We start from the raw sequence: 20190 nt of genomic DNA, 5'->3' as shown, positions 1-20190 counted from the left end.
CGGCACCATTCGCGCGGAGCCGCGGCTCCTTCGCCGACCGACCGAAGGCGGCCGACGAACGCCGATCCCCGGCACCGGCATAAGTGGCAGGCGCCCCTGTCTCCTCGAACGCTCCCGCGAGCCGCCCGTCGTCGCCGAGCGTCGGCTACTGCCGTCGACATGCTCGCCCCGCCGGCTGATGCCCCTTCACCCTGCCCCACCGGCCGGACATCGTGACCGCCCCCGATGACAGTTGTAGCCAGAGCAGGCTGCACTCGACGCACTTGGAGCAGCACCTCCGGACTCAGCAGGCACTCGACGCCGGCCAACCCGAGCGCGCTAGACAGCAGAACCGAGCTCACGTGCCGGACCTCGAGGGCCCATGGTCATTCGTCCAGACAAGCCCGGCATCCGAAACTTTCGGGATGTCCATCACCACGCGACAAAGAGTGATGTCGCCTGGGCGGACACCTAATCGCCGGCTTGAAGGTTTTCTCGGCGCCGCTCAAAGTCATGGCCGCTCGATGACCTTGGCGCTGTGCGGCAGGGCTGCCGCTCGCTGTTCCGTCGCTTGCAGCGCAACCAGTTTCTCCGATTTCCAGCAATAGCCCCAGTTGACACCGTTGACATCGGTCACGTTCTGTTGCTCGAACCGGTCGAAGCCCGACGGGAGTAGAACGGCGGCGCCGGTGCTGAACCTGATGTGTCGGTCGTGCGGGAATGGATGGGCAGACGTTCCTCTGGTGAGGCTCAATGACACTTTGCAGACTCGGCCAGGACGCGAGAGGCTCCACGCCGCGAGCAGGGCCGCGGCGGTGTTGTCGACATCTACCCATGGCGCGCTGGGGAAGCGATCGGCGATGATGTGGACCTCGGCGCCGGGGGCCATGACTTCATCGAGAAGCCTGAGCATCCAAGCCACGTGTCCGGTCGCGTTGCTGGTGTGGCCAGTGGTCGCTCGCCAGAGGCGTGCGAAGTAGTAGCGGTCGACGATCGTCGCCGTGCGGGCCCCGGCGGCGAGTGGCTCGAGCACGTCTGTTTGGAACCTGCTTCGTGAGCTGCCGTGCGGAAGGAATCCGTCGTCGGCAAGGTTCCGGAACTTCTCGATCGCTGGGCTGAATGCGGCGCCGTACGTGGTGGCCACATCGGGGCTTAGGCCGGGGATCGTCAGGAGGCCCTTGTCCGCGGGCACGCCAAGCTTCGAGCAGGAAGCGGAGGCCACAACAGCGACGTCGGCGGCGCTCTTCCACCGAGCACGGAGATCGTCGATGTCTTTGATATTGGCCAGCGGGGTGGTGTTGGGCTTTTGTACGGAAATGCGCTGGTGCTTGTGGAACGACAGAAGCACCTCACTCCACAGTTTTCGAGCATCCGGAGGAAGCCCCGGACCGTTCCGGATCGCGTAGAGCAGGTCGGAGACATCAGGATCGCTGGCGAAGGCAAGCCGCCCGTAAGCCCGCAATCGATCGAGTAGAAGGCGGTGGAGGGTCACTGCTGCCGCAGGAGGCAGGTCGGCGGTGTCAAGAGCGTTCGAGGCGATAGCGACGCGGGCGTGCATTAGAACGCTCCGAACATGTCATCGAGCCGCTCGTCGAAGAATCCGTGTGGCCACTCGTCCACGAAGTTGCCCTCCGAGTCGAGCCGGAGCCGGTGCACGACGGCGCGGCCGCGGTCGTCCTGGTCGATGTAGATGACCGCCACGTCGCTTGCATCGAGTACCCCTTCACGAATACGCCGCTGCAGGCGCAGCACGATGTGCTCGCTGTGGGTCTCAATGATGAGCTGGTTCCCGCGGCCGCCCGCCTGTGCCGTCTCGATGAAGAGGTCGGCAATCCGGGACTGCAGTCGGGGATGCAGGTGGGTCTCGGGCTGCTCAATCATGATGATCGACTCTCGCCGTGACAGTAGCTCCACCACGATCGGAAGAATCTGGCTGATGCCGAACCCGACGTCGGCGGGGGTAACCCGAACACCGGAGCGTTGGTCGGTCAGTACGATGGTGACGAGGTCTCCCACAAGATCTGCGGTGTATCCGCTGTTCAGCGGCACAACCTCAATCGAGTACGGCACCTCGAGGCGAGCCATCCACTCGTTCACCTGCTCGACCGCGCTGAGGTGGTCAAAAAGGAACATCGCGGTGTGGATCCCGTCGCCAGGATCCGAGCCGGTCGACGTGCGGTCGTAGACGCGTCTCGGCGCGGAACGAAGCGGTCCAAGCCAGACCAGGCTTTCGAGCAGTTGCTGGACCTCGATGGAGATCCCCGAGGCGATCCGGGCCACCCTGCCGGCGTACGCGGTGGCGAGGTTGTGGTCCTGAAAACCGGGCATCACCTGCAGGGATCGTGACAGGATCGGCTCCGGACCGGGCAGAAGACCATGGCGCCGAAGTGAAAGATCGGAGCCTCCGGTTCGGAGAACCCGTAGCGCGCGACGGGCGTTATTGTGCTGGTTACGCTGCCATTTAGCTACGTCACCACGTGTACGGTCCTCGCTGAATGGGTAGATCAGGGCACCTAAGCCAATATCACGGAAGAGTTCCGCAGCCTGCTCGAGATCGGTACGCAGAAGGTCTTCGTCCGCATCAAACTGCAATACATGAGAGCCAAAAGCGAACCTGGTCGTATGTAGAGCACCCGAAGGCAGCGTACCGGTCGCGAAACTCCAGTCGACCGTACGGGGAAGGGTAGGGTCTACCGTCCCCTCAGGTGGCAGCCAAGAGGGCAGCACGCCATAGGTCAGGCCCAGTCTGACCCAGGCGGCAGTGTGCTGGTGCACCACCGCCGGGAATCCTCCTGCGTTGGCGAGCGGGCCCTGGGTGACGAGCCCGTCACGTGCCATGGATTGTTTAAGCAGCAACATGGCTTGGATGACGCTGGACTTGCCGGCGGAGTTCGCGCCGTACAGGAGGGTCAGTGGTGCGAGGTCGATGGTCCCATTCGGCCCAAATGCCTTGAAGTTGGCGATCTGGATTTGGGTGAGCATGGTGCGCTCAGGCGCGGGGTGAGTGACCGCTTCCGGAGGCGGATCGTCGAGGAACCGCCGAGGATGAAGTCCCTTACGACAGTCGATGTCGAACGTTGGAACGATGCGTGCCAGGAAGCCATCAGCATCGACAGTGCCCGTCTGCCGGTAGCGACGGACAAGGCTGGCCAGTTTTTCGATCGCCGGGGGTGGCAGCTCAAGTTCCCCTTTGCCCGTGGCCTCTATCGTGCTCTCCGCATCGATGAACAGCACCTTGTTCCGGCATCTCTTCGTGGCGGCGTTGCGCAGCAGCCAAATGACCGTGGGGACGACGGTGTGCCGGAACAGCCCTCCAGGCAGCGAGATGATGGCCTCAACGGCGTCACGGGCGAGAAGTTCCTCTTGGCTCGCCGTGTGCGGCGGGAAGACGCTGTTGGGGGTCAGGACCACTGCGGCCCGGCCACCCATTCTCAAGGTGCCGAGGGCGAGAGCGAGCCAAGCCAGATCGCCTGGTTGCGTGACGGCTGGGCGAGAGGCCGCCTCGGATCCCTGCAGGTACCGAGCGAACAGCCGTTTGCTGTCGTCCTCCTTGCGCAGGCCCCATGGTGGCTGCGCAAGGACCACGTCCGCGCTGCTGGGTTCGAACTCCTCGAAGGCGTCGCCGACGTTGATCCACTGGTAGACGTCGTGGATGTAGAGGCGCATCCGGGCTCTCATCGCGGCGCGGGCGTTCGCGTCGTTGCCGGTTACACGAACATTGGGTGCGCTGGTGTGTGCCGCCAACAGGATGTTGCCCGACCCGCACGCTGGATCGTGAACGTCGTCGCCGGCCTCTACGGTCAGTGCCGCGAGCAGTTCCGCGACGGACCTCGGCGTGGTGAACTCGGCGAACTCAGCTTTGCTGTGGCCACCTCGATCCTCCAGCGCATCGAGGACCGCATCGTAGGTCAGGGCCACGGTTCGGAGCAGATCAGCGAGGTCCCCGGTGTCCAGCCGGTCGACGATCTTGACTAACTCCTCGAGTGCAAGGCAGAACGAGTCGGACTGGTCCACCCGCCATCCGTCGGTGTCAGCGAACGGAAACAGCCGCGGCAGCAGCTCCGCCTTCCGCTTCGGGCTCGCCACTGCCAGCGCAGACCACGCGCCTTCGGCAGGATGCCGCATCGCCGCCGTTGTCCACCGTACAAACAGGACTTCCAAGACCAGGTCAGCGCCGCGTTCGATGCCGATGCCCCGGACCGCGTCCAACAGCCGCCAGCTAAGTAAGGCCTCGGCACTTTGCCGTCGTGGCTCTGCCCCATCAATCAACGTAAAGTCCCATCACACTCGGGAGCTGCAAGTGAAATTCATCCGGGCAGCATACGTCCCATGACCTTCGTAGCGAGCACAGCGCGTTCCTCGCCGGCCCAGCGGTGCCACACCTGGCGATGAGAGACCGGGACCAGACCACTCGAAGACCCGATAGGCGTCCTGGTCCCACATTGAGTCACAAACTCTCCTGATCAGCAGGGCTCTTTATGGCCGCCCGGCAGACGGCCCAGGCGCGCGATGCGAACAGCGACACCGGAAGGGTGCCGGGCCGCAGCCGGCATTCGCATCTGCCCGGCGGGTCCTGCGCTGGCCGTCGCCGCCGCATGCCGGCTGCGTCCAAAACGGTCCCCCCGAGTCAGATAGCCGACTCGGACAGGATGCGCTGCACCTGCCAAGCACTTTGATCACAAACTGTCAGTGTTCGGTTCGAATTGTCAGCAGGGAGCAGCGAGGGTTCTGCACTCGTCGGCGCGTTCTCTCCCAGGATGCCCTCGCTTGGCGTTGAGGTCCGTTCACAGTCAGCATCGTCTCTACTTGGTCATTGGCGGACCGCTCTGCGATGAAGATCTCGGAACATGTCTCTAATGCGGTGTCACCGGCCAGGTTTGGCGGCGACGGCCCGGACAACAGTTGGACTGGTGAGCGAATCAGCGCCTTGGGCGCAGTTACCGATCTGACGACCACTGCGCGGATCATGGGACTGTCTCGTTCGGTCGCGTACGACCTGGCCAAATCCGGCCAGTTCCCCGTCCCGGTGCTCCGATTCGGCAGCCGCTACCGGGTGCCGGTTGCGGCCATCCTCCACGCCCTGCACCTGCCGCCCAACCAGCACGGCCATCCGCCGGAGCACGAGCCAACCGCAGGCGGAGAGGCAATTCAGGACCGTCCTCGACCGATCCCGCGGTCACCTACTGCCGCAGGCTCGGTCCGAGGGACACACGTGAACAGGGCGAAAGGGTCCGTTTTCAAACGCTGTTCCTGCCGGGACCGCGAGGGCCGCAAACTCGGCAACCGCTGCCCGCAGCTCCGCCGGGCGAGCGGAGCGTGGAATCCCACCCACGGCCGGTGGGCCTACCAACTCGAACTGCCCACCCACCCTGGCCAGGCGCGCCGGCAGCTACGCCGCAGCACCTTCGACACTCGCGACGCCGCCACCGGCGACCGCGACCATGCCAAAGCCCTGCTAGCCCTCGCCGCTGACGACCCGGCAGTCGCCGCCGAGATCGCCGACATGCTCCTCGCCGTCACCGCCGGCGCACCCCTGCCGGACCGCGACACCATCGCCCGACGGGTCCGCGCCGGACTGCCCGCCACCGTCACGACCACCGTCGGTGAGTACCTGCAGTCGTGGCTGGCGTCCCGCCGCAGCCTCAGCAGCGTCCAACCCAACACCCTGCTGGCCTACGAGTCGCACATCCGCGTCCACCTGGTCCCACACCTCGGCACCATCGCCCTGGTGAAACTGCGAGTGGAGCACGTCGAGGCCATGTTCGCCGCCATCGCCGAGGGCAGCACCGCCATCGAGATCGCCCGCCAGAGCGACGACCCCGCCATCCGTGCCAGCGTCCGCGGCCTGCGCACCACCAAACCGGCCAGCATGCACCGCATCCGCGCCACCCTACGCAAGGCACTCAACGACGCCATTCGCCGTGGCAACAACCGGCTCATCGACTTCAACCCCGCCGCCCACATCGAGCTGCCCTCCGGGGTACGCCCCAAAGCCCGGGTCTGGACCGCCAAAGCCCTACAACGGTGGCGCGACACCGGCGAGCGGCCCAGCCCGGTGATGGTGTGGACACCTCAGCAGGCCGGCGCGTTCCTCGACCACGCCGAAGAGCACGATGTCGCCCTCTATCCGCTGTTCGCGCTCATCCTGCACCGCGGACTGCGCCGCGGCGAGGCCGTGGGACTAACCGACACCGCCGTCGACCTCGACACCTCGATGATCAGCGTCACCCAACAGATGGCCACCCACGGCTACACACCTGTGATCAAGAAGGTCAAGTCCGAGTCCGGCAACCGGATCATGGCGATGGCCAGCATCACCCGCGTCGTCCTGCGCGCCCACCACGCCCGCCGCGCCCAGTGGAAACTCGCCGCCGGTCAGGCCTGGCCCGACACCGGACTGTTCTTCGTTCAGCCTGACGGGAAGCCCTGGCACCCCAACGCCGTCACCGACCGCTTCGAAACCCTCGTCCGCGACGCCGACCTACCCCCGATCCGGCTACACGACCTGCGGCACTGCGCCGCCACCTACCTCAAAGCCGTCGGCGCCGACCTCAAAGACATCCAGGAACTCCTCGGCCACTCCTCCACCGCCATGACCGACGTCTACACCTCGGTCATCGCCGAACTCGACGTCGAACGCGCCAAAGCCGAAGCCGCCGCCGAACTCCTTTCCCGCCACCGAGGACGGGCTACCGCGCGGGTAGCTGCTATCAGCACTCGTCCCTAGTGAAGAGGACGGTGGGTCTTGCGCCCGAAGGCGTAGGCATTGGCAAGCTGCCCGATCCGCGTCTTCGGCCAGTTCGCCCGATGACGACGTCGCATCGACGGGCGGGCACGGGTACTGCGAGTTGACAAGGTTTCACGTACGGTGGTCCTGCCTTCTGGAGATCAGCCCGATGGCCACTCGTTGGTTGACGTGAGGAACCGAGGCACGGATGAACGACAGACGCGACCCACGCCTGTCGCTAGCAAACCTTGATTTCCTCGGTGACGAGGCCGCGCTTCAGCGACAGGTCGGGCAGCTACTGCGGGAGAGTGGGCATCTCTCCCGCACGGGTGGTTTCCGTGGATCTGATGCCACCGGATCGGTCTCCGTGGTCATCGACACGCAACGCCGCGTGGAAACCGTCACGGTTGGCCGTGAGTGGCGCGGCGAGGTTGGCGTGGCTCGGTTCCCAACCGCGCTCTTCGAGGCCTACAGCGCCGGCCTCGGCGCCGCACTGGAACAGGCCGCCTTGAAGAAACTTCAGGGGCAGGCTCCGCCGGCACCGCCACGCCGAACCGATATGCAGGCGTCGCAGGAGCTCGACGCGGACGTGTGGTCCCGGGCGACGTGGCACACGCTGCAGGGCCTCGACGCGGAGCTGGATCGGGTGGCACAACTGCGCGTCTCCCCAGTCGAGCAGATCATGACCAGCCCCAACGGTTGTCTGACATTGCGGATTCGCGCGAACAGCATTGTCGGTATCACCGGCGACACGGGACGGATCGCCCGCGCCGACGCCGGTCAGCTGCAGTTCGAAGCCCGGTCCGTCTTTCGCGCCTTCGACCTGGCAGGGGCAGATCAACACGACCTTGAGGGGTGGCCAGGTGGATGAGCTGAACGTCATCACGGATGCGTTGCGTACCGAGGGCGGCAAGTGGTTGCAGCTGTCCGACAGCGCAGCCGCCATCAAGGGCGCCGCAGAAGGGCTGAGCTTGGACGCGTCTGCCTTCTACATCGGCGACGTCAACGCCGGCGTCCACTCAGCCGCGTACCGCGACTTCCACACCTTCATGGTCGCGATCCTCGCCGGGGCGGCGACGGAGTTTGAGCAGGTCGGTGACGCCCTTCGGCGCGTCGCCGACGCCTACGACCGGGCCGATGAGGTGATCTCGCTGGACCTCAACACGATCTACAAAGCCTAAGCACGGACGCGACGACCCGAAAGGACACACAAGCCGATGCAGCCCGCACCGCCGGACCTGGAATACGGCGAGCCGTTCAACAAGGCCTTCGACCAGATCCGCGTCGGCGTGGACCTTGCCGTCGAGGGGTTCAACGACGTCGTCTCGCGGGTCAACGAGTGGGCGTGGCTGATCGGCCCGGCGGCGCTGCTGTGGATCAAGCACAACATTGATGCCGCGCGCCGCGGCCTGCGGGAGGTCATGGATCGGGTTGATCACGCGTTGGAGCACCAGCTGCCGGTGCTGTCGCTCATTTCGATGAGCTTCCGGTGGGTCACCGAGGTGAAGACGCCCGTCTCCCAGCTGTCGTTCGCGATCAGTGAGCCAGTCGACCAGAACCTGGTCAAGTGGACCGGCGACGCGGCCCGCGCTTATGCCGACAAGGCTGTCAAACAGCGGGCGGCGGTTGACGAGTCCGTTCTCAAGGCGGAGTTCATCAGTCAGTGGCTGTTCAAGATCGCTAGGGCCAACGTTGACTACGCGGTCGAGCTAGCGACGATCGTCACCAAGCTGGCGGGTAAGTTCGCCCAGGCCGCCGTCGACGCGACGACGGTCATCAACATTCCCTGGGCCATCGACACGTTGGCCGGGTCTGTCGGCGATATCGTCACCGCGGGGTTGGACACCCTCCTGCGGATCGGTGAACGTTTCGTTGACGCGCTGGGTAACGTCCGGGACATCGCGACGCAGGTCGGTGACTACTCCAAGCTCCCCGGCGGCCGTTGGCCCGAAGCCGTCCGCGGGTAGAGCCTGTCGTCAGGCGTGCGGCACGGCGGTGAAGGTCGCCTTGAGGATCGTCAGAGCTTTCGCGGCGAGTGCCTCTTTAGGCAGGTAGGAATTACCGCCGACCGCGAGCCAGACCTTCACCACCAGGTTGGCGTCCCGGGCGTGGAGCATGTACTCGGTGTACTTGAAGCCAGGGTCCGATCGTTTGAGGAACCCCTCGGCCTCCTCGCCGACGTCGGCGACGGGGCCGTCCGCCGTCATGCCGGTCACCTGCTGGGTCGCCGTGTAGAGGCGTCCCGCCTCCTCGGCGCTCGTCAACGAGGAGGCTTCCACCAGCAAGTTCGCCTGGTGGTCGTCCGCGGTGCGCATCTCGAACAGGCACGACGAGCCCTGCCGCGCCAGCGGCGGCTTCGGATCGGTACGAGCGACCCTCACCGACAAGTCCGCCAGGGGCGTCAGGTCCGTGCGCCGGCACAAGTCAAGGTTGGTGGCGTCGTAGGAAGGGCCGACGGCGGGCGCCGGGCTACTCGTGGCGGGAGTACCGGCGATCGGCGAGGTGGTGACGGCACGGGGCGTCGCTGATCCGCCGTCGTCACACCCTCCGGTAACCGCGAGCGTTACCAGTAGGCCGACCACCAGCGCCCGTTTCCGGGACCGAGCTTCCACGCTGTTGACCATACCGTCAGCTGCGCCAGGCGATCGCCCGTGCTGGTTACCGTTATCGTCGAGGCATGCCCCGCGAGACCATCGAATCTGTCGCTCGCTCCCGCGCCATCACCGCGGCGGCGGTTCTGCAGCAACTGGTCGATCTACGCGCCTACCCCCACCGCCACCTTGCCGTGGCCGCCTACGCCCCCGGCGGGGCCAGCATCGGCCAGGCACTCGCCGCCGCCGACTACCTCAGCCACACGGGATGGGAACTCATTAACGTGACGGAGGTTGGGAGCAGCAGGACACTGCACGCGATCATGCGACGCAGGTGAGCCCGTAGACGTCGGGCCCCATCGGCGCGTCAGCGGTTGACCTGACTGCCTAGCCTATGAGAGATAGGCGAGCTTCCACATCATGCTTGCACGGGAGGAAAGCAGAGTGGACGAATCTTCGACAACAATCGCCACCGCCCCGCGCACGATCACCACGATCATCGCGATCGCCTCCGACGACACCTTCGCCCACGTCTACTCGAACGTGCGGCAAATGATCGAGGAAGGGTTCGGTGATGCCGACACCCGTCGAGGGGCCCTGGAATTCTTCAGCGCGGCAGGCGGCCAACTAGTGCCGGTGTTCGGGCCGGCCTGGCAACTGGTTGACCTACGGGACAGCCGCGACGCACCCGACGCCGACCGACTGCGCCAGCGTCTCGCCGCCGTAGTGAACCACGTCGTGGCATACCTCAGGAAGCATCCCGAGTTCGTCAAGGCGAGCGGCCTGACACTCGACGAGGCGATCCTCCAACTGCCCCGACCGGCCGAGCAGGATCTCGCCCACGTCCTGGCCCTCTTCCCACACCATGTCGGCGACGACAGAACAATCCGGCCGCTCAGTCAAGGCGGCTGGTTCCACAACAGTCTGCACGCCGCCGGCTGGACGCACTGAGCGCGACCACGGCGTCCCCGCCATCTGTGCGGACGCATTAGCCACGTGCTCCCACTGGGTTCGCGGCCTAAGGCTCCTAAAGGTCATCGGGCCACCAGTGTGGATCAAGGCTCTTGCCGTGGCCTCGCGGGCATTTGCCGTAGCCAGTGCTGGAGACGTTCCAATGTTGGTAGCAGTACGGGGCGTCACACTGGCCGCAAAATCCGGCGTCGTCGTAAAAGCCCGCGGAGGTTACGGCGGCGTACCGGTACGGCTGGGCGAAGGCGTTGGCAATCCGTTGTGCTTCTGCCAGGTCCACCGGTCTGCCGGATCCGTTGCCCGCCTCGATCCCAGAGAACAGCAGCCACCACTGCTGGTCGTCGTGACGCTGTCGGGCAGCGGTGTAGGCGTCGCGCTCCTGCGGTGACCAGCGCTGCCAGTCCGCAGGTCGGGTACCAGGTGCGACGAGTTCGACGTGTGCTGCCGGTCGCCCACACACCGCGCACGGTGGTTCCGCTACGAAGGCCTGGAGCATGACTCATCCTCTCCCCTGTTAGGCAACGGCGCGCAGTCGTCGGACGGCGTCGCCGCTACGGTCGGGCTGGGTGGTTTCCCATCGACGTTGTAGCGCTTCGACGACGGTGGTGATCATTGGCTCGGTGACGTGGCTGTAGATACCCCGTACACCGGTGAGGCGGTGACCGAGGCGGCGGGCTTGGGCGATCTCGGGGATGCCGTCCTCGATGAGCCACGTCTTGTGGGTGTGGCGCAGGTCGTGAAAGTGCATGCCGGGCAGGACCGGTGGGATGCCCCGTTGAAGGTTGCCAGCGACCGCGGGGGTCCAGGCGCGGCGGTTGAAGTTGGAGCGCCGCTGGTGATGACCGCGGGCGCCGGGGAAGACGATGTCGTGGGGTTGTTCGGCGAGGTGGACGGCGAGGAGGTTGGTCAGGAAGCGGGGCAGCCGGATGTGGCGCACCGAGTCGTTGGTCTTGGGTGGGCCGAGGAACAGCTTGCCTTCGACCTCGTGCAGCGCGCCGACGTCAGGGTGCACGTGGATGCTGCCGAGTGAGGTCGACGTTGTCGCGGGTGAGTCCGGTGAGTTCTCCCCACCGCATGCCGGTGTACGCGGCGGTGAGGATGAGCAGCCCATCGCTGGTGCGGGCTTGGCGGGCGACGATCGCGGCGACCTGCTCGGCGGTGGCGTGCGGTCGCTCGGCGCGGATGCCTTTGGGGATGCGGACTCCTCGGCAGGGGTTGAAGGGGACGCGTCGGTCTTCGACGGCTTCTTGCAGGACCATCGACAGGACCATGATCACGTCGGCGACGGATCGTGGTGAGAGGCGTTTGCCGAGGGTGACGGCGAGGGTTTTGACGTGTTGGCGGCGGATGTCAACCAGGGGCAGCCGGCCGAGGGCGGGCAGGATGTGACTGCGGTAGGCGGCCCAGGTGGCAGGGCCCGCTTGGTGAGTTGCTTCCCAAATCGGGACCCAGTCGGCGAGGGGGATGCGTCCGCCGCGGGGGTCGATGTAGGTGTCGCGGGCCGCCTCGACGTCGATTTCTTTGGCGCGGATGACGGCGTCGGCACGCAGATCGTGGGATGAGTCGGTCGTGACGGTGCCGTCGGGCATGCGCAGCCGTACGCGGAATCGGGTGCCGCGTTTTTCTACCCAGGCCATGGTGTGCTCTCCGTCCGGTCGGTGTCAGGTGCGGGGGTGATTGACGCGTGACTGTCGGGGTGGGGCAAGTCGCCGGTGGGGTGCCGGCGTCGTCGGGTACCGCGCCGGCCGGTGGGGGGTTGGGCGGCGGCGGCGATGATGGCGGCGAGGTCGGCGGATGAGAAACGCAGGTGCTTGCCGAGGAAGGTGCAAGGGATCTGGCGGCGGCCGGCGCGTCGGCGCAGCCATGACTCCGGCACGCGTAGTCGGGCGGCAGCCTCGGCCGGGGTGTAGAGCCGCGGATCCTGCTCGTCGTGGCCCGCTGTTGTGTGCTGGAGGGTGGGGGCGGCCGGCGGCGGGTGCCGTCGGGCGCGGGGCAGGTTGGCAGGCATGGGTGGGCTCCCGAACGTCGGAGGTTCTGGCGGCTGGACACCCCGGGTGGTGGCTCGTCGCGGACGGTGTGTGGATGCAGCCACGACGAGCCACCCTGGGCTGGCAGCGGCTAGGTGTGCTGGCAGAGCAGGAGTCGCAGGGCGGTCGCCGCTTGGGCGGGGACGACGCCGTTGCCGAGGACCCGCAGTGCGGTGGTACGGGGCAGCCCGAGGGTGGGGTCGGTGACCCAGTGCTCGGGCAGGCCCATGAGCCATTCCACGAACGGCGGTGCGAGGACGGGTTTGCCGTGCCGGCCGGTTTGCGTGGGTTCGGGTGCGGGGCGGCCGAGCAGCAACTCCCAGCGGGCGACCGCGGCGGCGTAGCCGCCCCACCGCTGCTCGTCGGGCTGCCCGAGTGCGGCGATGGTGGTGCGCAGGTCCGCGCCGCCGTCACCGTGGCGCCCGGGGCCGCGCCCGTCGGACGCACGCGGGGTGGGCAGGATCCGGGCCGGGACCCGCACCGCCGCCGAGGGGAGGGTGAGGTCGCCGTGCGAGCCGCGCTGCCCTGGGCAGCCCTTCTCGCCGTCGGTCGCCCGCGGGGTGGGCAGCAGCACCTCAGACAGCGGGGGCCGGAACCCGGCGCCCGCGCGTCGCCCTGGTGTGCCGGTGTCGCTCGCCCTGGGGGTGGGCAGTAGCCGTGGGCCCTCGGTGCGCGTGTGCCCGTGCTGACCGGTGCGAGCGAAGCGCCCCGCGCTGGAGGTGGGTAGGAGGCCGTGGGTGGAGCCCGACGGTTCGATGAGGTCGGGCAGGCCGTGCTGGTGGCCGGGTCCTTTGCCGTCACGGGCGCAGGGTGTCGGCAGCGTCCGCACCTCCGGCGGGTCGTGTGGTGGGTGCGGCCAGCAGGAACAGCCGGTCGCGGCGGTGGGCGGCGCCGATGTCGGACGCGCGTAGGCATAGCCAGCTCGTGTCGTACCCGATCGTGGCCAGGTCGGCTTCGACGACGTCGAATCCTCGCCGCAGGAGGGCGGCGACGTTCTCCACGAACACGAGCGGCGGTCGAAGGACGCGAACGGCGTCGGCGACGGCACTCCACAGGCTGGAGTGCGTCCCGGTGATGCCGGCGCGCTTGCCGGCGTTGGAGATGTCCTGGCACGGGAACCCGGCGGTGAGGACGTCGACGGGCGCGACGCGGGTCCAGTCGACGGTGCGGATGTCGCCGAGGTTGGGTGCGCCGGGCCAGTGGTGGGCGCAGACGGTGCGGGCGTGCCGGTCGGTTTCGGCGTACCAGCACAGTTGGCCGCCGAGCACCAGCTCGACGGCCATGTCGAGGCCGCCGTAGCCGGTGCACAGCGATCCGATGCGGGGGGCGGTGGTGTGGGCAATGCTCACGTCACCTCCCCGTGCCCGGCGTCGCCTGTCACCGGCTCGCCGTGCGGGCAGGACCACGGGCCACAACCAGGCGCTTCCGCGGGTTGAGGACGTGGGCGCAGCTGCACCTCGTCGAGCGGCACTCGCTGCCGGTGCAGGAAGAACTGGCCGCGCAAGGGGTGCCCGTCCGCGTTGGCCCGGGCGGAGCCGTTGCGGATGGACTGGTCGAAGGCGACGGAATCGGCCCACTCCCGCGGGCTGTGCTCGCGCAGGGCGAACCAGAAGCCGTCGTCGTGGAACGGGCAGCCCACGCACGACGACTTCGGGGTGTCCGCGAGGCCGTGCGCGGTCAGGAAGCGTAGGCAGTCGGTGCGTCGCCAGCCGACGTCGAGCAGCGGGTGCACGTTGCGCATGTACGCGACGTCGGAGTCCCGAGCCCGACCGATCTCGTCGAGGCTGATGCCGATCGCGACCTCCGCCCGGACCCCTGCCGGGACGCGCCTGGGGTGTGGGTAGCCCAGTCGGCGCCGCACTTCAGCCTTGATGGGTTTGATCTTGTATTCGGAGGTGCACTGCCGGCGGGCCATTCCCCGCTCACCGTTAGGGCCGAGGGTGAACAGGGGCATGGAGGCGAACCGGTGGCGTGGGTCGAGCGCGTCAGCTCGGATGTCACCGGCGCTGACGCGCACCACCTCGATTCCGGCCTGCTCGGCGATGCCGGTCAGGCGGTCCAGGTGCCGGTAGACCGCTACCGGTTCCCAGCCGGTGTCGGCGAAGATCGCCGCCTCGAACCTGGGGATCGCGCCCTGGGCGGCGAGCAGCAGGAGCGTGGAGCTCTGGACGCCGGCGCCCAGGGACAGGTAGCGGTGGGTGGGTGCGCTCACGCGACCACCCCGGATCCGTCCTCAGGCGTGCGCGTCTTGGCGAAGATCAGAACGTCTTCGTGGGCGATGAGGTGCATCGGCACCCCGGACGTGCGGGCCTTGCGGACCTGTTGGAGTTGGAAGAACGACGGGCGGGCGACGAGCTGCCCGTGACGGACGGCGGCGAGGAGGGCGACGCACCGCTCGGTCGGCACGAGTCCGGCGCGCAGGCCGGCGGCGATGACGGCGCTGGGCAGGTCGACCAGCTCGCCGCGTTTGCGCCACGGGCGGGCGGTGACCACGACGGCGCCGCCGGGTCGTAGCAGCGTGGCGCAGCCGCGCAGAATCTGGGCGAACCCGTCGGTGAGACCGGTCAGGTCGCGGTAGGCGAGGTTGCCCTTGTCCTCGCCGTCGTTGTACCGGTCGTCGTACTTGACGACCCCGTGCTCGCCGGGGCGGACGAGACCGTGGACGGTCGGCCCGTACGGCGGTGAGGTGACCACGAGCGCCACCTGTCCGGTGAGGGCCTTCGGCACCAGGGACATCAGCCGGGTCGCGTCGCCGCGGATGACCGATGCGCGTCCGCTGGCGCCCTGGTCGTGGGCGTGGCGGATGTTGGCGTCGGCGATGTTCGACCATTGCGGCTCGTATTCGATGCCGAAGGCGTCGCGGCCGGCGTGGACGGCCTCGACCAGGGTGGTGCCGATGCCGCACATCGGGTCCAGGACCAGATCGCCGGGCTGGGTGTAGGCGGCGATCGCGTGGGCGGCGATCGCGGGCAGCATCCGGGCGGGATGCTTGACCGATTCCGGCACGTACCGGCCGCGTCGCTGGACGGGGCCGGTCGACTGGGCGGTGGCCCAGACGGACAGACCCTCAGGATCGGCGCGGTGGCGGCCTTCGTAGTCGCGGTGCCGGCCCGGGTGGTCCCTGCCGACGGCGGGGCTATCGGTGTCCGGCTCGCTCGCGCCGAAGGATCCTGCGGTGGTGTGCTCAGCCATGGCGCTCACCACCGTCGCGGCCACGGCGCCGCCCCGACCCCGCCGCAGGAGTCGAGTGTGGGGTGAAGACCATCAGGTCGGCGTGCACCCGCAGGTGGGCGACCGACCATTGTTCGGGGTTGGCGTGGGCCAGGGTGAGCAGTTCCTCATCAGTGCCGAGGTAGATGAATTGGTCGCCGTCGGTGTCGGCCTCGACGGCGACGATGTGCTGCAGGTAGCCCAGTCCCGCCGCGGAGGCGGCGGCCACGAGCGGCCCGAAGTCCTCCGGCGTGGGCTGCGTGCCGGCGGGGACGCCGACGACGAGGACGAGGCAGCCACCCGGGTGCAGCAACCGCGCGCAGGCAGCGAGGAGCCAGGCGAGGCGGACCCGGGCGGTCGTGCCCGCCTCATGCAGCGGCCAGCAGGCGACCACCAGGCTGATGGCCGCGTCCAGCGGGCCGTCGTGGGGCGGCCGGACGACCGTGGCGTCGGCCCCGGGCAGGTCGGGGTCGGTGAGGTCGTCGCCGAACCAGTCGATCAGCTCGGGCGGGTCCTGCGCGTCGCCGGCCTCCGGCTCGGGCGCGGTGAGCGGGTTGGTTGCGGTCGTGGGCGTCGGCGGGCCGGCGGTGGCGGGTCCGATGATCAGGCTGGAGCTGTCGGTGAACCAGGCGCGGTGGTGCTGGCGACCGCCCTGGGCGCAGATGGGTGCGAGGACGTGGTCAGTGGTGAGGTCGGCCACCGCCTCCCCGGGCCGGCTGTAGGCGGCGACGAGGCGGTAGGCCAGACGGGTGGGCAGGCTGGGGTGCGGGTCGGCGTCGGTACGGGCCGTACGCCAGACCGTGATCGGTACCGGCGGGTCGCCGGCGATCAGGTCGATGAGAGTGGAGTCGGCCGGCTCGCTGTGGTCGGCCTGCTGGTGCGGGTGCGGCGTGTGCTCGCTCATATGCTGTCGGCTCCGCGCCGCGCCGTGAAGCGCTGACATCCCCAAACCGGGTTCTGTGAGCCCCGGCGAACACTTGCCGAACCCACAACCGCTCACAACGCCGACCCGGCAGCGGCTTGTCCCGGTCTTCCTCGTCTGTCTGGTGCGCGCGGCGTAACAGCCGCCATCGGCATTCGCCCTACCGAGACGGGACCGGCCTCGTCCCTACTCAACCCAGTCAGTGACGCTGGGTCACTGACAGAAGGCACTGACGGTGCCGGCGCCGGTTAAGGAGAACGCGTCGGGCGTCGACTGTCGACGTAGATATGAGCATTGACCGGCACTGTGAGACGCGCCGAGCGTCGTGTGTACGGGGCCGTTGTCATCGGCGCGGCGCCGCCTGTCACAGGGTGCGGGATGTCCAGCGGTGACAGCCTGCCCGCGACTGTCACAGGTACGTCCGCAGACCGCGCGGGCCGTCCCCGGCGAGCAGTGACAGTGGCGCTATGAGCCGACCCGGTTGTCACACCCGGCCGCGCGTGTCCCCTGTGAGGTCGTCCGCGCCGTCTCGCGGGTCGCGACGTGAGCCTGTGTCACCAGCTCCGAACAGCGTGCGGCAACAGGCTCTGTCAGGGTGTCACAGGGCAGGTCAACCGGCCTTTGTCAGACTCTTGCTAACGATCAGCGGCGATGGCACGCCGTGCGGGCGGGCCACTGACAGAGGCCCGGTTCGAGGGCGACGAACAGCGCCGTAAGCGGCTCTGTCAGGACCGTGTAAGCCCGCTGTGGCGCAATCGATGCCACCGATCGCCGTGACAACGCCGGCGACGGCATTCGAATCCCTTCGGTGTCACAGGAGTGTTGACATGAGCGTGTCCGACGCTACGAACTGGCCGACTTCCGCCCTCGACGCGGCGGGGGCCGCCTATGCCGCACTGACCTGCGAGCCCGCGCCGCTGGCTCTCGACTGCACGGCGTTCTTCTCCGCCGCGGGTCTGCCGCAGCCGGTGATGCCGCTGCCCGCGCTGCGGGACTGGCTGTTGCGCCACCCCCGCGCCTACACGGCGCGTGACGAGGTGTGGCGGGAGCTGATCCGACGCGCCAGGCTCGACGGGCCGCACTGGGTCGTCGCCGCGGTCGGCATGGCGATGCCGGCGCTGCAGCAGTACGCGGCCCATCTGTGCGAGGGCTACACCGGCGACCCTGCCGATATCGACGCCGAGATCCTGACCGGCTTTCTGACCGCGCTTCGCGACCGGGCCGACCTGACCAAACCCGCGCCGTACGCGAGCCTGTGCAAGGCGGCGTGGCGGACCGGGCGGGACCTGCGGCTGCAGCAGCATCAGTGCCTGCCGGTGCAGGACATCGAGCACCTCGTTTCCGGCTCCCGCACCCCGCCGGTGCCGTACGGGCATCCGGATCTCCTGGTCCGCCGCGCGGTGACCCTCGGGATCCTCGACCCGGAGGACGAGCAGCCCTACATCGACGTGCGGCTCGGTCGACGGGCGATCGAGCCCATCGCCGCGAGGAATGGCGTCAGCGTCGACGCCCTGCGCATGCGGCTGTCACGCATCGACAGCCGCGTCGCCGCCGCCCTCGCGGACGGACTGCTGACCGGGGTCGCGTCGCCGGAGACTACGGCGCGACTGCGGCAGCAGGCCGAGCAGCGCGGTCTGCGCCGCGCGGGACGCGCCGCGGCCGCCCGCCGCGAAGCCGCCCGGCAGCACGGTGCGGCAGCCGCCTGACAGCCAACCGGCACGGCTGTGGCCCGACGTGCACCGTCGGGCCACAGCCGTTTCCGTGTGCCGAGCACCCGTCTCTAGTGGAGGTGTCTGGAGGCAGCGCAGTGCGCTGGCAGCAGAGTGACGGAGAGAACCAGTGCAGGATTGGCAGCCGACCTGCCCCGCCGTCACGTTCTCTGCGGCGCGGGCGCCGCTCGGCCGTCCCCTCCGCTCCGACGAGCAGAAACTGTCCGTCACCGTCTGGAGCACCCGGAACGGGCGAACCGACGCGGCCGTGTCAAGAGCTGTGAGCGCCGGCTGCATTCACAGCGCCCACAGACAGCCCGTCTCGGTCCGGCTGTAGGTCTTCGCCTGTGGGCCGCGCTGTCGGCGGTGAAAGGGTGGCGACCTGCGCTGTGAGCCGTGCCCGGAGCTGGGTGAGCGCGGCAAGTGTTCGCCGGGGCTCACGAATCCCGGTTTGGGGGTGCGGGACTTTCAGCGAGCCGTACCGCTCGCCGGTCCCGTCCGCCGCCGGGCGACACGAGCAGCCGCGAACCACACGCCTCGGGTGCCGCGCCAGTTGATGCGCTGACACCACATTAATGACCGCAACCCACCCCTGAGGGAGGACGAGTTCCTCCCGGGGCTCACGCGGTTCGTGCGCTGCTCCCGTGCGCCCGCCGGCGGTCCCATCGGACCGCTTCGAGCAATCGCCGCCCCCCGGTCACACGTCTTCGTGATCAGGGGCGGCGGGAGGTGAACCGCAATGTCCCGCACCCCACAGCACACTCTCCGAATCCCGCGAGTCGTTCGTCTCGCACTCCGTGCGGCCGTACCGCTGGTCGGCGTCGGCCTGTCACTCGCCGCCCCTGCCGCCGCGTTCGCCGATCCGGGCGCCGCCGTCTACCTGACGGCGAACTCCCTGCCGGTGGTGATCGCCAACCTGCAGGCCTGGGTCATGGGCATCCTGGCCGCCATCGCCACCCTCTTCCTCGTCCTGGCCGGCGTGTACTGGGCCACCGCCGGTGGTGACCCGTCGCAGGTCGAGAAAGCCAAGCTCGCCCTGCGCAACGCGCTGGTCGGCTATGGCCTGGCCGTCCTGGCCCCGATCTTGCTGCAGGTCGTCCGGGGCATCGTGGGGGGCTGATCGTCGTGGGATGGGTCCTCGACCAGGTTCTTGATTGGCTCACCACAGCGATCCTGGCCTGCCTCAACGCGATCTTCGACCTCATCACCGGCATTCTGCTCACCACCCCGAAGGTCACCGTACTGCCGCAGGTGCAGGCGCTCACCGGCCGGTCGGTCTGGATCGTGGACACCGTCTTCGTGTTGGCGTTCGTCGCCGCCGGCGTGCTCGTCATGGTCGCCGGCGGCGACGAACAGTCCCGGTACACGGTCAAGGACCTTCTCCCGCGGCTGGTTGTCGGGTTCACCGCGGCGCACTTCTCTCAGTTGGCCTGCGACCAGCTCATCGATGTGGCCAACGCTCTGACCGCGGCGATCAGCGAGGGCGGCTACGACAGCGACGGCGCGTTCACCGCGATCCGCACCCACCTCGCGGCGGCACAGGACCGCACCGTCCCGCTGTTGTTCCTGATCCTGATCCTGCTCATCACCGTCCTGGTCGTGACGGCCGCGTTTCAGCTGATCGGCCGGTTCGTGGCACTGCTGGTGATGACGAGCATCGCGCCGCTGGCGCTGGCCTGCCACGCATTGCCGCAGACCGACGGTCTCGCCCGGCTGTGGTGGCGCGCCTACGCCGGATGCCTGGCGATACCCGTGGCGCAGGCGTTCTTCCTCACCGCGGGGCAGCAGACACTGCTCGACCCGGCGACCATGCTGCCCGTGTTCGGCCTGCCCGTCGACCCGGGCGGCACGCTGAACCTCCTGGTCGTGGTGGTGCTGCTCTGGACCACCGTCAAGATCCCCACACTGTTGGCCCGCTGGGCGGGCCAGACCGGACGTAGCACGAGCACGATGCTCGGCGCGGTGGTCCGCGTCGTCGTGGTGCAGCAGCTCGCCCGCACCGTCCCCGGCCTAAACACCCTTCGGAGGACCATCAAATGACCCGACCCGAATCCGA

At 68.2% G+C, this 20190-nt stretch carries 21 protein-coding genes; 9 read left to right on the top strand and 12 right to left on the bottom strand.

The window, feature by feature from the left end:
- Positions 1-490 precede the first annotated feature (490 nt).
- Positions 491-1537, bottom strand: a complete 1047-nt coding sequence (locus tag OH804_RS04785) for a hypothetical protein (RefSeq protein WP_406063044.1) — start codon at positions 1535-1537, stop codon at positions 491-493.
- On the bottom strand, positions 1537-4188 hold the full coding sequence (locus OH804_RS04780; protein WP_406063042.1) for a DUF3696 domain-containing protein: 2652 nt from the start codon (positions 4186-4188) through the stop codon (positions 1537-1539). Before OH804_RS04780 ends, OH804_RS04785 begins: the two co-directional genes overlap by 1 nt.
- A gap of 622 nt (positions 4189-4810) precedes the next feature.
- Here OH804_RS04780 and OH804_RS04775 point away from each other — a divergent pair.
- The 4 genes from OH804_RS04775 (at position 4811) to OH804_RS04760 (ending at position 8673) form a co-directional block, all read left to right on the top strand.
- A complete protein-coding gene (locus OH804_RS04775; RefSeq protein WP_406063040.1) occupies positions 4811-6706 on the top strand; it encodes a tyrosine-type recombinase/integrase in 1896 nt (631 codons plus the stop codon).
- Positions 6707-6914: 208 nt separating this feature from the next.
- The gene (locus tag OH804_RS04770; RefSeq protein WP_406063038.1) at positions 6915-7577 is read left to right on the top strand and encodes a hypothetical protein; all 663 of its coding nucleotides are present in this window, start codon (positions 6915-6917) and stop codon (positions 7575-7577) included.
- The gene (locus tag OH804_RS04765) at positions 7570-7887 is read left to right on the top strand and encodes a hypothetical protein (RefSeq protein WP_357633324.1); all 318 of its coding nucleotides are present in this window, start codon (positions 7570-7572) and stop codon (positions 7885-7887) included. The genes OH804_RS04770 and OH804_RS04765 overlap by 8 nt, the downstream gene beginning before the upstream one ends.
- A gap of 36 nt (positions 7888-7923) precedes the next feature.
- Positions 7924-8673 (top strand): hypothetical protein, encoded by a 750-nt coding sequence (locus OH804_RS04760; protein WP_406063036.1) that lies wholly within the window; start codon positions 7924-7926, stop codon positions 8671-8673.
- Positions 8674-8682: 9 nt separating this feature from the next.
- Here the strand turns inward: OH804_RS04760 and OH804_RS04755 are convergent, their stop codons facing one another.
- Positions 8683-9330 (bottom strand): hypothetical protein, encoded by a 648-nt coding sequence (locus OH804_RS04755; protein WP_406063034.1) that lies wholly within the window; start codon positions 9328-9330, stop codon positions 8683-8685.
- A 53-nt stretch (positions 9331-9383) separates the two neighbouring features.
- On the opposite strand from OH804_RS04755, the gene OH804_RS04750 reads away from it, so the two are divergent.
- The gene (locus OH804_RS04750) at positions 9384-9635 is read left to right on the top strand and encodes a transcriptional regulator (protein ID WP_210787601.1); all 252 of its coding nucleotides are present in this window, start codon (positions 9384-9386) and stop codon (positions 9633-9635) included.
- 82 nt (positions 9636-9717) lie between these two features.
- The gene (locus OH804_RS04745) at positions 9718-10248 is read left to right on the top strand and encodes a hypothetical protein (protein ID WP_406063031.1); all 531 of its coding nucleotides are present in this window, start codon (positions 9718-9720) and stop codon (positions 10246-10248) included.
- 76 nt (positions 10249-10324) lie between these two features.
- Here OH804_RS04745 and OH804_RS04740 read toward each other — a convergent pair whose 3' ends face one another.
- The 9 genes from OH804_RS04740 to OH804_RS04700 all read right to left on the bottom strand — a co-directional run bounded on the left by OH804_RS04740 (position 10325) and on the right by OH804_RS04700 (position 16407).
- Positions 10325-10762 carry a hypothetical protein gene (locus OH804_RS04740; protein WP_406063029.1) on the bottom strand — a complete coding sequence of 146 codons (438 nt, stop codon included), beginning with the start codon at positions 10760-10762 and terminating at the stop codon, positions 10325-10327.
- An 18-nt stretch (positions 10763-10780) separates the two neighbouring features.
- Positions 10781-11278: a tyrosine-type recombinase/integrase gene (locus OH804_RS04735; protein WP_406063026.1), complete on the bottom strand. Its 498-nt coding sequence runs from the start codon at positions 11276-11278 to the stop codon at positions 10781-10783.
- Positions 11268-11903, bottom strand: coding sequence for a tyrosine-type recombinase/integrase (locus OH804_RS04730; protein ID WP_406063025.1), 636 nt, complete (start codon positions 11901-11903; stop codon positions 11268-11270). Before OH804_RS04730 ends, OH804_RS04735 begins: the two co-directional genes overlap by 11 nt.
- Positions 11891-12274, bottom strand: a complete 384-nt coding sequence (locus OH804_RS04725) for a helix-turn-helix domain-containing protein (protein WP_406063023.1) — start codon at positions 12272-12274, stop codon at positions 11891-11893. Before OH804_RS04725 ends, OH804_RS04730 begins: the two co-directional genes overlap by 13 nt.
- A 110-nt stretch (positions 12275-12384) precedes the next feature.
- Positions 12385-13122 (bottom strand): hypothetical protein, encoded by a 738-nt coding sequence (locus OH804_RS04720; RefSeq protein WP_406063021.1) that lies wholly within the window; start codon positions 13120-13122, stop codon positions 12385-12387.
- Positions 13091-13642: a DNA cytosine methyltransferase gene (locus OH804_RS04715; protein ID WP_406063019.1), complete on the bottom strand. Its 552-nt coding sequence runs from the start codon at positions 13640-13642 to the stop codon at positions 13091-13093. The genes OH804_RS04720 and OH804_RS04715 overlap by 32 nt, the downstream gene beginning before the upstream one ends.
- A complete protein-coding gene (locus OH804_RS04710; RefSeq protein WP_406063017.1) occupies positions 13639-14505 on the bottom strand; it encodes a hypothetical protein in 867 nt (288 codons plus the stop codon). The genes OH804_RS04715 and OH804_RS04710 overlap by 4 nt, the downstream gene beginning before the upstream one ends.
- On the bottom strand, positions 14502-15485 hold the full coding sequence (locus OH804_RS04705; RefSeq protein WP_406063015.1) for a DNA methyltransferase: 984 nt from the start codon (positions 15483-15485) through the stop codon (positions 14502-14504). Before OH804_RS04705 ends, OH804_RS04710 begins: the two co-directional genes overlap by 4 nt.
- Positions 15478-16407, bottom strand: coding sequence for a hypothetical protein (locus OH804_RS04700; protein WP_406063013.1), 930 nt, complete (start codon positions 16405-16407; stop codon positions 15478-15480). The genes OH804_RS04705 and OH804_RS04700 overlap by 8 nt, the downstream gene beginning before the upstream one ends.
- A gap of 845 nt (positions 16408-17252) precedes the next feature.
- Between OH804_RS04700 and OH804_RS04695 the strand changes: the two genes are divergently transcribed.
- The 3 genes from OH804_RS04695 to OH804_RS04685 all read left to right on the top strand — a co-directional run bounded on the left by OH804_RS04695 (position 17253) and on the right by OH804_RS04685 (position 20174).
- Positions 17253-18131 carry a hypothetical protein gene (locus OH804_RS04695; RefSeq protein ID WP_406063012.1) on the top strand — a complete coding sequence of 293 codons (879 nt, stop codon included), beginning with the start codon at positions 17253-17255 and terminating at the stop codon, positions 18129-18131.
- A 742-nt stretch (positions 18132-18873) separates the two neighbouring features.
- Positions 18874-19254 (top strand): pilin, encoded by a 381-nt coding sequence (locus OH804_RS04690; RefSeq protein WP_406063010.1) that lies wholly within the window; start codon positions 18874-18876, stop codon positions 19252-19254.
- A 5-nt stretch (positions 19255-19259) separates the two neighbouring features.
- Positions 19260-20174 (top strand): conjugal transfer protein TrbL family protein, encoded by a 915-nt coding sequence (locus tag OH804_RS04685; RefSeq protein ID WP_406063009.1) that lies wholly within the window; start codon positions 19260-19262, stop codon positions 20172-20174.
- Positions 20175-20190 lie beyond the last annotated feature (16 nt).

The organism is Micromonospora sp. NBC_00860 (assembly GCF_045207375.1).
Lineage (GTDB): Bacteria > Actinomycetota > Actinomycetes > Mycobacteriales > Micromonosporaceae > Micromonospora > Micromonospora vinacea.
Note: the sequence above shows the minus strand (reverse complement) of the source record. Positions and strands in the feature narration are given on the sequence as shown.

Excerpts from the sequence above, each read along its gene's own strand:
- OH804_RS04695 (WP_406063012.1), top strand. The coding sequence starts at position 17,253 with ATGAGCGTGTCCGACGCTACGAACTGGCCGACTTCCGCCCTCGACGCG.
- OH804_RS04770 (WP_406063038.1), top strand. The coding sequence starts at position 6,915 with ATGAACGACAGACGCGACCCACGCCTGTCGCTAGCAAACCTTGATTTC.
- OH804_RS04740 (WP_406063029.1), bottom strand. The coding sequence starts at position 10,762 with ATGCTCCAGGCCTTCGTAGCGGAACCACCGTGCGCGGTGTGTGGGCGA.
- OH804_RS04690 (WP_406063010.1), top strand. The coding sequence starts at position 18,874 with ATGTCCCGCACCCCACAGCACACTCTCCGAATCCCGCGAGTCGTTCGT.
- OH804_RS04700 (WP_406063013.1), bottom strand. The coding sequence starts at position 16,407 with ATGAGCGAGCACACGCCGCACCCGCACCAGCAGGCCGACCACAGCGAG.
- OH804_RS04725 (WP_406063023.1), bottom strand. The coding sequence starts at position 12,274 with ATGCCTGCCAACCTGCCCCGCGCCCGACGGCACCCGCCGCCGGCCGCC.
- OH804_RS04785 (WP_406063044.1), bottom strand. The coding sequence starts at position 1,537 with ATGCACGCCCGCGTCGCTATCGCCTCGAACGCTCTTGACACCGCCGAC.
- OH804_RS04755 (WP_406063034.1), bottom strand. The coding sequence starts at position 9,330 with ATGGTCAACAGCGTGGAAGCTCGGTCCCGGAAACGGGCGCTGGTGGTC.
- OH804_RS04705 (WP_406063015.1), bottom strand. The coding sequence starts at position 15,485 with ATGGCTGAGCACACCACCGCAGGATCCTTCGGCGCGAGCGAGCCGGAC.
- OH804_RS04745 (WP_406063031.1), top strand. The coding sequence starts at position 9,718 with ATGCTTGCACGGGAGGAAAGCAGAGTGGACGAATCTTCGACAACAATC.
- OH804_RS04730 (WP_406063025.1), bottom strand. The coding sequence starts at position 11,903 with ATGGCCTGGGTAGAAAAACGCGGCACCCGATTCCGCGTACGGCTGCGC.
- OH804_RS04760 (WP_406063036.1), top strand. The coding sequence starts at position 7,924 with ATGCAGCCCGCACCGCCGGACCTGGAATACGGCGAGCCGTTCAACAAG.
- OH804_RS04775 (WP_406063040.1), top strand. The coding sequence starts at position 4,811 with ATGAAGATCTCGGAACATGTCTCTAATGCGGTGTCACCGGCCAGGTTT.
- OH804_RS04750 (WP_210787601.1), top strand. The coding sequence starts at position 9,384 with ATGCCCCGCGAGACCATCGAATCTGTCGCTCGCTCCCGCGCCATCACC.